Raw genomic sequence first — 14395 nt, 5'->3', positions numbered from 1 at the left:
AAGCCTTATTTATTCAGGCAATGTTTGCGAATTTAAGCTGGGAAAGTTGAGTTATTTAAATACAATCCTTGTTTCTGTTCAAGACTGATGATGTCGATAAATACAGAGATATCAGAGCGATTTAAATACAATCCTTGTTTCTGTTCAAGCAGGAATAAATGAGTTAATAGAAAAGCAGTTACGATATTTAAATACAATCCTTGTTTCTGTTCAAGGAGTGCAGATAACAAAAGATATACTATCGCAATATTGATTTAAATACAATCCTTGTTTCTGTTCAAGTACAACATTCGCAGTTGTTACACGTCTTTTTCATTTTATTTAAATACAATCCTTGTTTCTGTTCAAGATTGATAATCCGTTTTTATACATTAATTCATAGATTATTTAAATACAATCCTTGTTTCTGTTCAAGAATAATCTGAATAGTTTTTTAGATGTTAAAGGCAAATTTAAATACAATCCTTGTTTCTGTTCAAGTAGAATGTAAATTTTCTGATGGGTTTTGTCCCCCACATTTAAATACAATCCTTGTTTCTGTTCAAGTGCCATTCGGTTTGCCAATTTATTATGAGGGAGAGTAATTTAAATACAATCCTTGTTTCTGTTCAAGCTTTGTTACAAAAGCATAGAACCATTTGTTTGAGTATATTTAAATACAATCCTTGTTTCTGTTCAAGGATAAAGGTAATGCAATTCTATCTAAATCAAAATCAATTTAAATACAATCCTTGTTTCTGTTCAAGTATTCGCTTTATCACGAAATCGTTCCCCACTCATAGATTTAAATACAATCCTTGTTTCTGTTCAAGAGCTATAGATGCTATGAGAGAGGAAAGTAAAACTCTATTTAAATACAATCCTTGTTTCTGTTCAAGTAAATGACTTGAATAGTTTTTTAGATGTCAAAGGCAGATTTAAATACAATCCTTGTTTCTGTTCAAGTACTTCTTCCCACGGTGTCCATGTTAAATCAACACTATTTAAATACAATCCTTGTTTCTGTTCAAGGATTTAATAAAGGCGTGCCTACTCCGTCATCATCTGATTTAAATACAATCCTTGTTTCTGTTCAAGAACAATAAGTCTAGAAAATGGTTAAACTCTTTTTCATATTTAAATACAATCCTTGTTTCTGTTCAAGTCATTATAATAGTTTGACTTATAGAGATTTAGAAATATTTAAATACAATCCTTGTTTCTGTTCAAGATTGGCTTGATATGATCCCAGATACAGATAGTAAAGGATTTAAATACAATCCTTGTTTCTGTTCAAGTCACAAAACTAGCATTACTAAAAGCCTTTTTAAATGATTTAAATACAATCCTTGTTTCTGTTCAAGTCTTCTAAGTAATACCATGAACCCGCTTTTCTTGCCATTTAAATACAATCCTTGTTTCTGTTCAAGTACTATGACTTGTTCAAAGAACGCATCATAAACAGCTATTTAAATACAATCCTTGTTTCTGTTCAAGTGAATTTAGGACTATTGATGCGTATGACTCTATTATAATTTAAATACAATCCTTGTTTCTGTTCAAGGATATGGTCAATGTGTATTGCTTTGGTCGTATCTGCATTTAAATACAATCCTTGTTTCTGTTCAAGGGAGTTTTACATCGTCTTTTATGTAAGTAGGTGATTATTTAAATACAATCCTTGTTTCTGTTCAAGGCCAGCTTTTATAAGCTTTTCTCTATTATAGTATATCATCTAAATTATCTACAAACGATATATTTCAAGATGTTTAGCGTATACCGAAATATTTTTTCCAAGCAGACTATTTTTATTATTCTTATTTAAATTTCTTCTAAGATTCTTTATTTATAAGCATTTTATCATTCTTATTTAAATACATACTTGGAAAACTATAGTATCAAATCTTCTATTTTTGTAATGTTAATCTCCATATTATTTCTTAATTTCAACATCTTTTAAAACCCTTTATTTATAAATCATCCAATAATTCTTATATAAATATCTACTTAGAAAATTATAATATTAAATCTTCTGCCTTTTTAATATCAGTACCTATCGTCTCCTCATCAAAGCTACTTTGATTCAACAATTTTATTATTGATACAAAATCCTCATCTTTATTTATAACTTTACTCAATTCATTTTTCAGTGCAATAATTTTTGATGGAGTTATATGTCCTCTAAATACAGATTTTTGGTGATGCGTTAAATATTTCTTACATATTTTAAACACCTTATTCACTCTTTTTTCACCAATATCATAGAATAAAAAAACATAATTATAATTAATTTTTTTCATTGCATATTCTCCATGGAAAATGGAATAAACTCCTTATCTTCTAGTATATACTTAATTAATTTATATCCATCAATTTTTATAGCTTGCTTATATGTAATATTTCTCTTTAACTTATTATGCATAAAAACATTATTCATTCTATTTTCAAATGCCCTAACAAATATCTTTCTTCCTTCTTCATTTAATACACAATAGTTTAATTCTTTAATAAAATGCTTTTCTACTGTTATCTTTCTATTATTGATACAATCAAATATCGTTCTAAAAACGATAGCTGGCTTAAAAACCTCACTTAGATCAAGACTTAAAGAGAATCTTCCCTCGCTAGGGGCATGTAAATAAGAAATTGTTTGATTTAAATGAGTATGGTAAATTTGAGTAATTGTCTTTGTATACAAAAGGGTATTTCCAAATGAAATCAAAGCATTGATAGGGTTATCAGGTGGTCTTCTCACTCTCTTATTCATTATAAAATCGTTTGGCAAAAAACATGAAAAACTCTGATAGAACTGTAACCATATGTTTCCTTCTATCATTAATATCATATTAATCTTTGTCGCTTTATTAAGTTGCTTAGGTACGTCCACTTTCAACCAATCAAGAAACGGCTTTAACTCTTTTTTATCATGACGATAATAATGATAGAGAAGACTATGAATGTTTTTTGAAATTCCTAATACAATTGCTTTTGCTATATATAATCGATCCGAATTATATTTTTCAGCCTGTTTAAGTAGAAGTTTTCCACTTAGTAAGTTTTCTTTTGGATAAAATGTTCCTACATAATGGCCATAATAATCAAAAAAATGCACTACAATTCTAGCCTTTGATAATAAACTTAGAAATTTAGTTGTTAAAGTAATATCGTTCATACAATACAACTCTCTGATATCTTTTATTGGTAAATAATTGTTTCCTTTTTCGTTCTTAAACACAATAGATAAGTCTTTTTGCATTAAATCTCCCTTAGAAAAAATATATCTTGTTTCTTCCTTCAAAATATCTCCTCCTAGAGTAATTATTCAGCCTATTTTATTTACAAAAAACAGTATTCATAATATGCGCATTTTTTGCATCCCTTTTTCACCACTGGCTCAGGTGGATTTTCTTTTGTTAGTAGTAGTTTTATTTCACTTAATACCTTCTCAATTTTTTGGATCATTTCATCGTTAAGAATTACTATATGAATTGTCTTCTCCTGCTTATTTTTTTCAATTACCTGTAACTTGCCAACACGATCGATGCCCTTTCTGGACAAAATAAATAAATAATATGCCAGTTGCATTTTAGCTGCTTCCAAATCCGCATCTGATTTCTTCAATTCAATTACATACTCATCCGTAATTTTATCCAACTTAACACTATCAACAACTATTTCCGTGTTCTTTCCTTTACTCTTTATTTCATGAAGAATTTTCCCAATATGAACGTCTTCTGAATTGTCTTCTAAATTAATTCGATTATAAAACAACCAACACTGCCTATGGCAATGAAAAAAATAGTTCATTACTGTGCCTGTTATCTCTACCATATCATATCCTGATTATATTCATAAAATTTTGACCTATCTAACTTTCCATCGATAATAAAATGGTCACTCTCGTTGAAATAAATAATGCCACCTATTTCTTCTCCATTTTTAATTGCTAATTGATTCGTTTTATTTATTATTATATTATATGTAAAGTAATCCATGATTTCGTAATGCTGAGACAATGCAATTTTTCTTTGAGCATAGGACATCGTCCTATCAGACAATAGTTTTTTATATTTTTTCCATACTTCAGAGCCAATGTATAATCGATCATCTATCTTTATATCCACATTAACAAATATTTGGATACTAATATCATTTATTAACTGCAATTTCGATTCTACTTTTTCATATCTAAGATATAGCGCATCTTCATAAAGAGTTAAGATATTATTCTCATTATATTCTTTACTCTTTTCTTTTAATTTTTCTAAAACAATATTAAAGTATTCGTCAAAACTTTTCGTAATTAATGTTTCCTGCATTTCTATATCCTTTAGAGAAGCAAGTAGGCGTAAATCTTTTCTGTATACATCAGCTGGGTTATCATAATCAAAAAAGTATGCCTTCCCTAGTCGTTTACAAGATCTATTAATTCGTCCTAAAAATTGCTCTTCAGAATCAAATACAGAAATATCTTTAAATCCAATATCCATATCTATGTCGACTCCAGCCTCTATTACCTGTGTTGCAATTACAATTGACGGTTTACTATTTTTGATTTTCTCGATTATTTTATTTCTCCTATGTTTATTATCGTCTCCATTTATTTCAAGTAATAACCCGTCAATATCTGTATTGTTATTCTCTATTAGCTTGTCTTTTATTTTCTTATAGAATTCTATTGCAGTACTTTTCTTAATAAATTCCACTAATATTTTTTTATCTCTATTATTATTATGAACATCTACTATTTTTTCCACTAGGAAATCAAGGTCTATTTTGCCCTTCTCCAATAACTCATAAGATATTTTAACTCTACCTCTAAACAATGGATGTTGAATATATTTTCTGCTATTTGTTATCAATGTTGCAACTTCTTTAATCTCTCTTTTATCTTCTAAAAGCCAATCCAGTCTAGGAAGGGTTGCAGACATGATGACTATTTTAATGTGTAATAATGAAGCATAAGATTCAAGCATTTCAATAATTGGTCTCCATATGCTGTTCCGATATGCCTGAATTTCATCTAATATAATGACACTATTGCACATTCTATGAAGTAAAAGATTTGATTCCCTGCCTATACCAAATAAACTTGTAAATAGATTAACATGAGAAGTCAATACAATTGGATAATGCATGAATTGATAATCCAAGTATGCCTTTTCATAATCTAACATTCCTTCATAATTTTCATAGTTTTTACTATCTTTTGAAGGAATAATTGGAGTAATAGAATTGACCTTTATATAGTCCTTACCATCTACAAAGTATTTAAAATTCTCCGCTGTTTGATCAATTAAAGTATTAAATGGAAATATATAAAATATATTCTTCAATTCTTGGTTTTCTTCCAATAATTTTAGTGCTAAATTAATAGAAGTGTTGGTTTTACCACTACCAGTTGGTGCTTCTAAATAAAAAATAGATTTATCTTTTTCGCGGATAATATTTCTCTCGGCTTCTAAAAATATTTCGGTACGTAATTTATTAATATCATTTTCTTCTAAAACAATATCTCCTTTTTCACTTGCTCTAATTTTCTGTGCAATATCTGAAGACTCATAAGATTTTCTAAGCTCCTTAATATTTCTTATGCCTTCCATGGAAACTTCATGACTATTCATATAATCATGAGTTGCATAATAATCACAAGAAACGATTAGTGAATATAGTAGCTTATTTAAAATATAAAAATTTTTTTCTTTAATTTGATAAATTTCATACATTCGCTCTCGATCGTTAAAAATACTTTCTATATTCACCAATCTATCTACATCTAACTCTCTCCTATAATGCACGAAGTATTTATTGTTTCTATGCGTAGATAGAGATGATAAAAATTCATCTTCAACTAGATTTTTTAAATTTGAATGATGCCTTGCTATTTGGTAAGCAAAACTATATGCAAAAATATCGATAATCGGCCTTAGATCCTTTTCCTGTACTTGGTCAATGAAAATATCGAGAAAGACTAATGCTGAAATAATAGAATGCTCTGTATTGCCACTTGTGTCCGTTAAGCTTTCAAAATTATTCATCTTTTTCTTTTGAAAGTATGGATTTATCTTTCCAAGATCATGTAAGTAAATTGCATTTATAAACATTGTAAATATAAATTCTTTTTCTTCCTTGGTAAGCATAAACTCATCATCTAATTGCTCACATTGTATACAATCTATAATTTCTTTAATTATTCCCTTAATATTCTTTTCTTCATTAATTTTTTCAAAATATTTTTTTGTGGTTTCCATATGCTCTAATAATGTTTCTTTTGATTTACCGTTTTGAGTATGAGCAAATAGAATACTATCTCCTTTAATATAATTCTCATATTTCAAATACATGAATTCACCTCATTTATTGAATCTAAATAAGAGGTCGTCCTGTTAACGACCTCTTGTTGTTAAAAGAAGAATAGATTATAATTCTCATGTGAATATACAAAGCCATCTACTAAACCTATATAATCAAGATTAGTCAAACAAGATTGTTTATATTCATAAAAATTAAAGTCCTTATTCATTCCAGTAGGTACAACCTCTTTAAATATATAAGAGACTTCTCTAGTTTTTTTCGTTTTATTACCTAAAACTATCTTGTCAGTTACAACTAGTGAGTCAATGAAGTTCGTGTCCTCTCTATGTAAGCGTACTTCTGCAACATCATCAATCACTGCAGGATGATCATTCTTACCTAGGTATGGAATATACTCTGTCTTACCTTCTTGAAGATTTCTCTTAATTTTATTATAATCTTCGCTTGAATCTTCAAGGATGTATATATCCCATTGAGGATCTTCTAACCATTGCTCTCGAACAATTAGATTACCACCTTGTTCACTAGATGCATATCCAACACTATTGTTAAAATTTTGTATTTTCTTTGAGAATATACCCTTCTTCTCTAAATCAGGAACTATTGCAACTTTTAAGCTAGATAGTTTTTCATAGAATTCAGGATAATCTGATGTTTGATGTGTATACCCCTTTAGTCCTATAATCGCTCCTAATAGTCCTAATAGTGCTACTTTGTGAATATTATTATAGGTAAAATATGCGTAGCTATTCACATCAGGTTTTTTAAACATTGCACTGCGTCCTGAGAGTCTAAATTTAATAGCCCTTATATCCAACTATATCAGCCCTTTCCATGGCCTATTTAACTTCATCAAAGATATCGTATGCATTACATTTTAATCCCGTCGTATCTATCTGAACCGTATGCGTATTGTAATAAATTTCAATATTGTGAATTTTATCTTCGATTTTTCTTAACATTTCTTTTAACTCAGTTATATCGATGATATCCTTGTCGCCTGTATTCTTAATAAAAGATATGTAGGAATCTAGATTAGCTAAATATAACTGTTCTTCTTCTTTTACCTCAATAAATATAGCAAATTCATTTTCACTTCCAGATTTACTATTGGTATTAAATCCTGTGGCTGCAACTAAGCATCCCTTCTTAAATTTTTTATAAGCATCCTCAGTATATCCTTCAAAATTATCTATTACATCTTTAAATACATCATAATTCTTAGGGTTTATTGAAAAAGGATACATATAGTGCGCTTCATCTACAACGATTTTTTTACCCAAAGATGATGCATCTGCATCTTCTTTTGTAGAATTTCTAAATGGAGAAAGAATATCTTGCGTTTCAATTTCTACATCTTTATATTTATTAAACCCTTGTCCTATCTGTACTGCGCCTGTAATACTTATGTTTTGTTTTTTTTCTGCAAAGGTAGCCCCAAAATTCAACACATCTATTGCTGAAAACAGATTACTCAGAACCTCTTTTGATGGCGTTTTATCATTTATGGCTGTACCAAATATTTCTTGATAGCGTTCACTTAATTGTTTGGGTTGCAGCTTGTCCTTATTTATCTGATAAGACTTCATATACAGTATCTTTTCGCCCTGATTTTCCCAGTATTTTTTTATTGGGTATTTAAATGCTTTATCACTACCAAAAATTTCTCCTGTTGTAATAGTCTTTGGTCTCCCAGTAAAATCTGCATTCCAGTTAGACATAATACTTTTGATACCAACTACACCGTATACTCTCTTATTAAATTTCATTTGATTTTACCTCCTCACTTTTCTTATCTTTCTTTTCAAAAAGAAGATTTTCATAGCTTGCACCAGCCAGGAATATTGCCTGATCAATTTTATCATCTACTTCATATCCTAAAACAATTGCTAATAATGAGTTGAATCTCTTATAATTAAGAGGTATTGCATGACTGTAATGTTCATATGCAACCAATAAAGTATCCTTCATTCTCTTAGGATTTTTCGCCCTCATAAACCCTTCTAAGAGATCATGCTTTGGATTAGCGCCAGCACTTTGTGCAAGAATATACCTTGCCAACTGCCCTACTGCAAAATAATATTCTTCATTACTTTCGATAGATACCAGATCTGCTGATTTTAATTTTTCTCTGAGACCATTGTACAAATTAATAACTTTGTCTCCCATCCCTTCATACCCCCCTATTTTAAAATATCTTAAAAGATTGAATCTAAGATTAATACCTGTTGCTATCTCTCGCCAATTTATTTTTTCTTTACCTATTATCTTGTCTAAAATCAGCTCTAGTGTTATATTTTTAAGACAAGCTTTTAAACTTAATTCTTGTCCTTTATGAAAATAACTTCTCATAGCTTCCTTTGACACAAATAAGATATCGATAAACCTCGAACTTATTACATTTTTCTTTGGTTTTAAATCATCTCTAAAATAATTGCACCTAAGTTCATTATTGTAGAAAATTTCATCTACTATTTGTTCCAATGCTTTAATATTGGTAATTACCTTTTCTTCAAAATTATTAATCTGCAGATAGTTTTTGTATTCAAATGGCTGTTCCAATTTAATTTCTGATGGAATATAATCAAAATCTTTTAAAACAGTCTTACCATTTTCCTGCTCTTTGTAAATATATAAACTTTTTCTGCCATTACACTCACTTAAATCTCTATCAAAATTATAATCATATGGGATATTTAATACATTGATAGGTTTGCCATCATGGCTTAATGCATTAAGCCAATCAAACATTTTTTTACTTTCAAGTGCTCCTTCTAAAGTAAGACGAAAAGGTACCTTAAACTTCGTAGATTTTAATTCCAGGTAAGGCTTTTTATCATTCATGCCCATATTATCGTTACTTAAGCCCATCACTTTACCGTTATCAATTATATTGTACTTATTGCTATTAAAAATTTTAGGAATTGTATATCTCTTATACTCTTTAATATACTCTTCTATAGGGGCATCAAAAAATATTTTAATATATTCTTTGTTAGAGAAGTTCTTTTCTTCAAGACCCATTTTCTTAATCCTATTAATTATAGCATCTAAGTTATCAATTAAAAATTGTCTATTATTATTTGATGTATGTATATTGATATCGTCTAAATTCACAGATTTCAAGAGTTCATTCACGACTTTGTCCTTTTTATTTTCAAGTAAAGCGTCATAATATCGATTAATAGCCTCTATAACTTGTTCAAAGGACAGCAACTTCTTATTCTTTTCAAGATTATCAGATAATGAATCTCCTACTTCGGGCAGAATGTTACATTTTACAAAAAACGAATAGATATTGTTGCTGTGTATCTTCTTCGCTGTATCTACAGCTTTATTCATGTCGATTAATTGGCTATAATAATCTACTTTTTTAAACCACAAATATAAGTCGTTTTCAATAATACTATCATTTTTTATTAGTAGGCAAGTAATAGATCCGTTGAACTCTACCTTCATATATAATCCATTTTTCATAATATAATTATCAGAGACTACTTTGTCGATGTCTTCTACTCCTCGAAAAATCCGAAGTAAATCATTAATCACAAATAATTACCTCCTCTCTTATTCTTATTTATAAAGGCAGTAACCGCAACCTATTGAGCCCTTCTCTAATAAATTGGTTCCCAGTACGATTTTTGCAATAGCTTGGGATAATTCATCACTCTTAATGCCAATTTCAAATTTATTTCCAAGTAAAAAGGTATTTTTGTAAGGAATCTTAATAGCAAAATTGTTTAACTGAACAATACTCTCTACGAAGATATGATTTTTGTCTACTTCTTTTCCATAATAAGATTCATATTTTTTATTTCCGTTCGAACAAATACGACTCATAATTAAATCTAATCCATCTTCTTTAACCCAATATCGTCCACTGTCTATTGTCGAAACGGCAGGGGATAATGAAACAATTTTTGATATATATTTAGGTTTACATGTCTTGATTTCACTTGAAATAACTTTGCAATACGGATTTTTATAAGTGATTGCTCTTTTCATTCTTCCTAGAAAACTTATATCAATACTTCTAAGATTGAAATAATATATCCTTCCTTCCTTATATATTTTATCTCTTTCAAGTGGTTGAAGATTTGAATAGCTGTAAAATTTGAACTTATTTTCTTGGTGCAACTCTTTTAATTTTTCATCTTGTAGCATTCCTTTATTTAAAAATGTAGATAGAAATTCGTAGCTATTTTCTAGGTGAATGTTATCTTTCAATAATATTGTTATGACCAATTCATAGTACATATAATTTCCTCCCTTCTCTCTTGTTTATATATAGATATTTATAAAATATTATGAATATCATATATTTCAACTATAGTATAAAGTCCATATAAATTTTTTATTATTAAGTTTAATTACTCAGTAGATTAAATTATGTTTGACTGCGAACTTTATTTTAGTTTAGTATCCAAAATTGTTTTTGTCAATCATTTTTCAATATTTTAATCACGACTTTCTTCTATTATAACATTTAAATTTATTTATTGACATTCATCTTCATTATTGTTATCTTAGTGCTACATGAAATGTATTTAAATGTAGATTAAATAATGTTGATATATCTAACTACTTCTTTTACTGATACAAGAATTGTACTAAAGTAAATTTGAGCACATTATAACAATAAAAAACGCAAAGTCATATAAAACATCCGAAACTACGGATCTTTTTATGAACTTTGCGTTTTGTTCTACATTTACTTTTACATATCAACTTACCACTAACTAATTTTTCATTAAACACATAGTATTTTTGACATATCTTTTTTTGCCTTTTTTTTATATAATAAGGCCATCAAGGTACAAAGTAGATCTAATTGGTTATCATGCTTCTCTCACTATCCTCCAAAAGTGGTACGAGAATTTATTAAAATAGCAAACTCTTGAAATGTGTCCCTATTTGATGAAACAAAGCATACAACCAGTACATAGTTGAATATTTCCAATTAATGAATACTCCTTGAAATCAATATCAACTTCTGTAAAATTGCTTTCGAATTTTTTTAAAAACTTTTTAGCGATACTTTTAGAAATAGATTCTTCCTCACGCGAACTTCCTATTATAGCCGTTATTATAAATCTCTTCATCAATATGCTCCTTATAATATAATTCAAAGTTTAAATTTGCCAACAAAACTTGTTAATTCGATTATACACTTGCACATAAAGCTTGTCAACAATAAAACTTGGCAATTTCGGAAGGAATATTATTGATTAATAATAAGCATTGACAATAAAACTTGGCAATGATAATATATAGTTAATCAAGGAGGTTAGAATATGAATAAAAGAAGTGTATTAGAGAGAAGTAGAATGGAAAATTTTGATGAAGGAGAGGAGTATACTAATTTATTAGGAATAAAAAGAGGATTCTATTATATGCTTGTGATTTTTTGCATATTAATTATAGGTAATTTTTTTACTAAATATTTTTATGGAAAATCGTTAGATTTTAATTATGGACTCTCTTCAATGTATTTTTGTTTTTTGTCTTCAAATTCTTATATGAAATTTAAGTTCACTAATGAGACAAAATATAAAATGATTTGTATAGTTGTCTCTTTAGCTATGTTTTTATTATTCATTGCAAGTTTTAAAACAATATTATGATTCAATGAGGAATGTGGTACAATGCAAAAACTTATACTAAAAAACAATTTAAAAGAACAGCGCACTAAATTAGGATTGTCTCAACAAAAATTAGCCGATCTTATTGGAGTATCCAGAAATACAATTAGTTCTATTGAAACAGGACAATTTAATCCTACAGCCAAACTAGCGTTAATTTTATGCATTGCTTTAGATAAAAAGTTCGAAGATTTGTTTTACTTTGAATAACAGAAAAGTTATTTATTATAATAACGTATCATAATAAATAAGATTAACAATATAAAGTAGTATTATAAGAGATCCATAAAGTAAGATTAGATATGCATATTGCAATGATGTTGTTTGCAATAAAAAATGAGATAAAGAATTTAAGAAAATATGAAATTGCACAATTAATGATCTATTAAATATATCTTGTGTGACTTTTCCCAAATGTACGATAATCGTCACACAAGATATCCTTTAGATAATATATAATTTGATATTTACTACAAAAACAACTAGGAGGCGATTAAAGAGTGAATAATCAAAGCAAAAACCTACTAAAAGTAAATAATATAAATAAAGACTTCCTAGACTTTAACTTGCAGAATATTAATTTCAATATTAATAGAGGAGACATAATAGGATTGATTGGGGAAAATGGAGCAGGGAAATCTACTTTAATTAAAACATTATTAAACATAACGAATTCATCAAAAGGTACTGTATATTGGGAGAATAAAGATATTAAAGCAAATGAAATATCATATAAACAAAAAATATATACCATATTTGATACTCCTCTGCTAATAGAGTTTTTTGAATATTCCAATATAAAAACATTTTTTAAGTTAATGTATAATTCATTTAGTGAAAATGTATTTGATTATTATTATAATTTATTCGAATTACCACATAATAGAAGAATTTCTAATTTTTCTCACGGAATGAAAGTTAAATTGAATTTTGCAATAGGGTTTTCTATAAATCCTGATATATTTTTTTTAGATGAAGCTACATCTGGATTAGATCCTTTTTCAAGAAAAGATATTCTTAACCTCTTAGAATGTAATGTTATAAAAAATAAATCTGCTGCATTCTTATCGTCTCATATAATAGGCGATATCGAAAGAATTTGTACACGAATTATATTAATTAAGAATGGAGCCATCATATTTGATGAAAATAAAAAAATGATTTATAAAAAATACGAAATTTTAATTGTAGATGATTTGACAAAGATTGATAAGTTAAAATTTGAGGTAATCAAATTTATTAGAACTCCATATGACATTAAGGTTTTGGTAGAAAAGAGAAAACCTTCTGAAAACATAAATAATAAACTGTCTCTCGAAGATTTTATCCACATTTTTATTAAAGGAGATGATTGTTTTTGAAAGCAATAATATACCAAAACATGAGCATTTTTAAAATCAAAAATTTAAAGCATGTTGATATATTAATATTTTTAGCTAGCATAATATTTATATATTTTAATTTACCTCCAGGCATATGTTTATATATAATTGGATTAATTATATTCCCCTTAAGCACCTCTATGTTACCAGTGCAAATTTTACAAGAGACAACATCTAATGATTTTCTAAAGCGAATACTTTCAATGCCAATAAAAAGAAAGAATTTTATATTAAGTAACTTCGTTAGTTTTTTTATAATTTCAATAGTGTTACTTTCAATACTATCAATTCTTTGTTTAGCTGATTATTTTTTATATGGATCTGATATAGAATTATATTTATTATGTTTGTATTTTAGTTTTATACTTATGAATGTAATGTCATCAATAAGTATTTCGAGTATTTATATTACTAACATCAACATTACATCTTTTTTTATAATATTCAATATAATTATAGGCATAGTATTATACTTAACAATACAAAAAATAGATTTTAGTTTTTTATTAAATAATCCAAAATTGCTGATATTTTCTAGTTTTTTATTATTTATTATTATTGAGAGTCTACTTATTTTTATTTCTATAATGTTTTTTAAAAATAGAAAGTGTTAATGGTAGTTGTACATACTTTGAAGAACATATAACGTAAGCGCTTAATAACATAGTGCCTTACAACATACTTTAAGGTTGAATGAAAAACTAACTTCTGGTTTTTCATAACTCCTTATTTTCTGCATAATTAACGTCTGCTTTTTAACTTAACAAAACTCTTTTTTATCTTATAATGTCTGTATTAGCACAAAAAACATAGTTTTACTGCATAGCAAACAGGCATCTGAAAATAGTGTGCGAGACTAAATTCCACGTGCCTTAGTGTAAGACTAAGTTCTATACAGTGAAATGTCTACCTGTGCTATAACTATTTTATCTTAATAATGCTGAAGTAAGAGTTACATCATCTGGTTTGATTGCCTTAAGATGAAGATTTTTATGTAACTCCTTGTTTAGAAGAAGTTGAGACGTATCCATCAAATACAGCACACCTACAAATAAAGTCCCATCTATGAGATAATAC

13 protein-coding genes and 1 CRISPR repeat array are annotated in these 14395 nt (G+C 27.8%); of the genes, 4 read left to right on the top strand and 9 right to left on the bottom strand.

Going from position 1 to position 14395, the window contains the following annotated elements:
- Positions 1-53: 53 nt before the first annotated feature.
- A CRISPR array of direct repeats spans positions 54-1675; the repeat unit is 30 nt; unit sequence ATTTAAATACAATCCTTGTTTCTGTTCAAG.
- A gap of 319 nt (positions 1676-1994) precedes the next feature.
- The 9 genes from cas2 to Q7P22_RS14145 form a co-directional block, all read right to left on the bottom strand.
- Positions 1995-2279 carry a CRISPR-associated endonuclease Cas2 gene (gene cas2, locus Q7P22_RS14185; RefSeq protein ID WP_303865042.1) on the bottom strand — a complete coding sequence of 95 codons (285 nt, stop codon included), beginning with the start codon at positions 2277-2279 and terminating at the stop codon, positions 1995-1997.
- Positions 2276-3277, bottom strand: a complete 1002-nt coding sequence (cas1b, locus tag Q7P22_RS14180; RefSeq protein ID WP_303865041.1) for a type I-B CRISPR-associated endonuclease Cas1b — start codon at positions 3275-3277, stop codon at positions 2276-2278. The genes cas2 and cas1b overlap by 4 nt, the downstream gene beginning before the upstream one ends.
- A 38-nt stretch (positions 3278-3315) precedes the next feature.
- Positions 3316-3810 carry a CRISPR-associated protein Cas4 gene (cas4, locus tag Q7P22_RS14175; protein ID WP_303865040.1) on the bottom strand — a complete coding sequence of 165 codons (495 nt, stop codon included), beginning with the start codon at positions 3808-3810 and terminating at the stop codon, positions 3316-3318.
- Positions 3804-6323 carry a CRISPR-associated helicase Cas3' gene (gene cas3 / locus Q7P22_RS14170; protein ID WP_303865039.1) on the bottom strand — a complete coding sequence of 840 codons (2520 nt, stop codon included), beginning with the start codon at positions 6321-6323 and terminating at the stop codon, positions 3804-3806. Before cas3 ends, cas4 begins: the two co-directional genes overlap by 7 nt.
- Positions 6324-6382: 59 nt before the next feature.
- On the bottom strand, positions 6383-7111 hold the full coding sequence (gene cas5b / locus Q7P22_RS14165; protein WP_303865038.1) for a type I-B CRISPR-associated protein Cas5b: 729 nt from the start codon (positions 7109-7111) through the stop codon (positions 6383-6385).
- Positions 7112-7133: 22 nt separating this feature from the next.
- The gene (locus tag Q7P22_RS14160; protein ID WP_303865037.1) at positions 7134-8063 is read right to left on the bottom strand and encodes a type I CRISPR-associated protein Cas7; all 930 of its coding nucleotides are present in this window, start codon (positions 8061-8063) and stop codon (positions 7134-7136) included.
- Positions 8053-9843, bottom strand: a complete 1791-nt coding sequence (locus Q7P22_RS14155) for a hypothetical protein (protein WP_303865036.1) — start codon at positions 9841-9843, stop codon at positions 8053-8055. Before Q7P22_RS14155 ends, Q7P22_RS14160 begins: the two co-directional genes overlap by 11 nt.
- A gap of 24 nt (positions 9844-9867) precedes the next feature.
- Positions 9868-10551: a CRISPR-associated endoribonuclease Cas6 gene (locus tag Q7P22_RS14150; protein WP_303865035.1), complete on the bottom strand. Its 684-nt coding sequence runs from the start codon at positions 10549-10551 to the stop codon at positions 9868-9870.
- 653 nt (positions 10552-11204) lie between these two features.
- A complete protein-coding gene (locus Q7P22_RS14145; protein ID WP_303865034.1) occupies positions 11205-11396 on the bottom strand; it encodes a hypothetical protein in 192 nt (63 codons plus the stop codon).
- Positions 11397-11588: 192 nt separating this feature from the next.
- Between Q7P22_RS14145 and Q7P22_RS14140 the strand changes: the two genes are divergently transcribed.
- The 4 genes from Q7P22_RS14140 to Q7P22_RS15070 all read left to right on the top strand — a co-directional run bounded on the left by Q7P22_RS14140 (position 11589) and on the right by Q7P22_RS15070 (position 13932).
- On the top strand, positions 11589-11918 hold the full coding sequence (locus Q7P22_RS14140; protein WP_303865033.1) for a DUF6442 family protein: 330 nt from the start codon (positions 11589-11591) through the stop codon (positions 11916-11918).
- Positions 11919-11939: 21 nt separating this feature from the next.
- Entirely contained in the window at positions 11940-12146 is a 207-nt protein-coding gene (locus Q7P22_RS14135; RefSeq protein ID WP_303865032.1) for a helix-turn-helix transcriptional regulator, read from the top strand.
- Between the two features lie 290 nt (positions 12147-12436).
- Positions 12437-13297, top strand: coding sequence for an ABC transporter ATP-binding protein (locus Q7P22_RS14130; RefSeq protein ID WP_303865031.1), 861 nt, complete (start codon positions 12437-12439; stop codon positions 13295-13297).
- 20 nt (positions 13298-13317) lie between these two features.
- The gene (locus Q7P22_RS15070; protein ID WP_369695546.1) at positions 13318-13932 is read left to right on the top strand and encodes an ABC-2 transporter permease; all 615 of its coding nucleotides are present in this window, start codon (positions 13318-13320) and stop codon (positions 13930-13932) included.
- Positions 13933-14395: the final 463 nt, after the last annotated feature.

Source organism: Alkalibaculum bacchi (assembly GCF_937875145.1).
Lineage (GTDB): Bacteria > Bacillota > Clostridia > Eubacteriales > Alkalibacteraceae > Alkalibaculum > Alkalibaculum bacchi_A.
Note: the sequence above shows the minus strand (reverse complement) of the source record. Positions and strands in the feature narration are given on the sequence as shown.

Bases quoted from the DNA above. Each gene is read 5' to 3' on its own strand.
- cas3 (WP_303865039.1), bottom strand. From the start codon at position 6,323: ATGTATTTGAAATATGAGAATTATATTAAAGGAGATAGTATTCTATTT.
- Q7P22_RS14140 (WP_303865033.1), top strand. From the start codon at position 11,589: ATGAATAAAAGAAGTGTATTAGAGAGAAGTAGAATGGAAAATTTTGAT.
- Q7P22_RS14150 (WP_303865035.1), bottom strand. From the start codon at position 10,551: ATGTACTATGAATTGGTCATAACAATATTATTGAAAGATAACATTCAC.
- Q7P22_RS14145 (WP_303865034.1), bottom strand. From the start codon at position 11,396: ATGAAGAGATTTATAATAACGGCTATAATAGGAAGTTCGCGTGAGGAA.
- cas4 (WP_303865040.1), bottom strand. From the start codon at position 3,810: ATGGTAGAGATAACAGGCACAGTAATGAACTATTTTTTTCATTGCCAT.
- cas2 (WP_303865042.1), bottom strand. From the start codon at position 2,279: ATGAAAAAAATTAATTATAATTATGTTTTTTTATTCTATGATATTGGT.
- Q7P22_RS15070 (WP_369695546.1), top strand. From the start codon at position 13,318: ATGAGCATTTTTAAAATCAAAAATTTAAAGCATGTTGATATATTAATA.
- Q7P22_RS14135 (WP_303865032.1), top strand. From the start codon at position 11,940: ATGCAAAAACTTATACTAAAAAACAATTTAAAAGAACAGCGCACTAAA.
- Q7P22_RS14160 (WP_303865037.1), bottom strand. From the start codon at position 8,063: ATGAAATTTAATAAGAGAGTATACGGTGTAGTTGGTATCAAAAGTATT.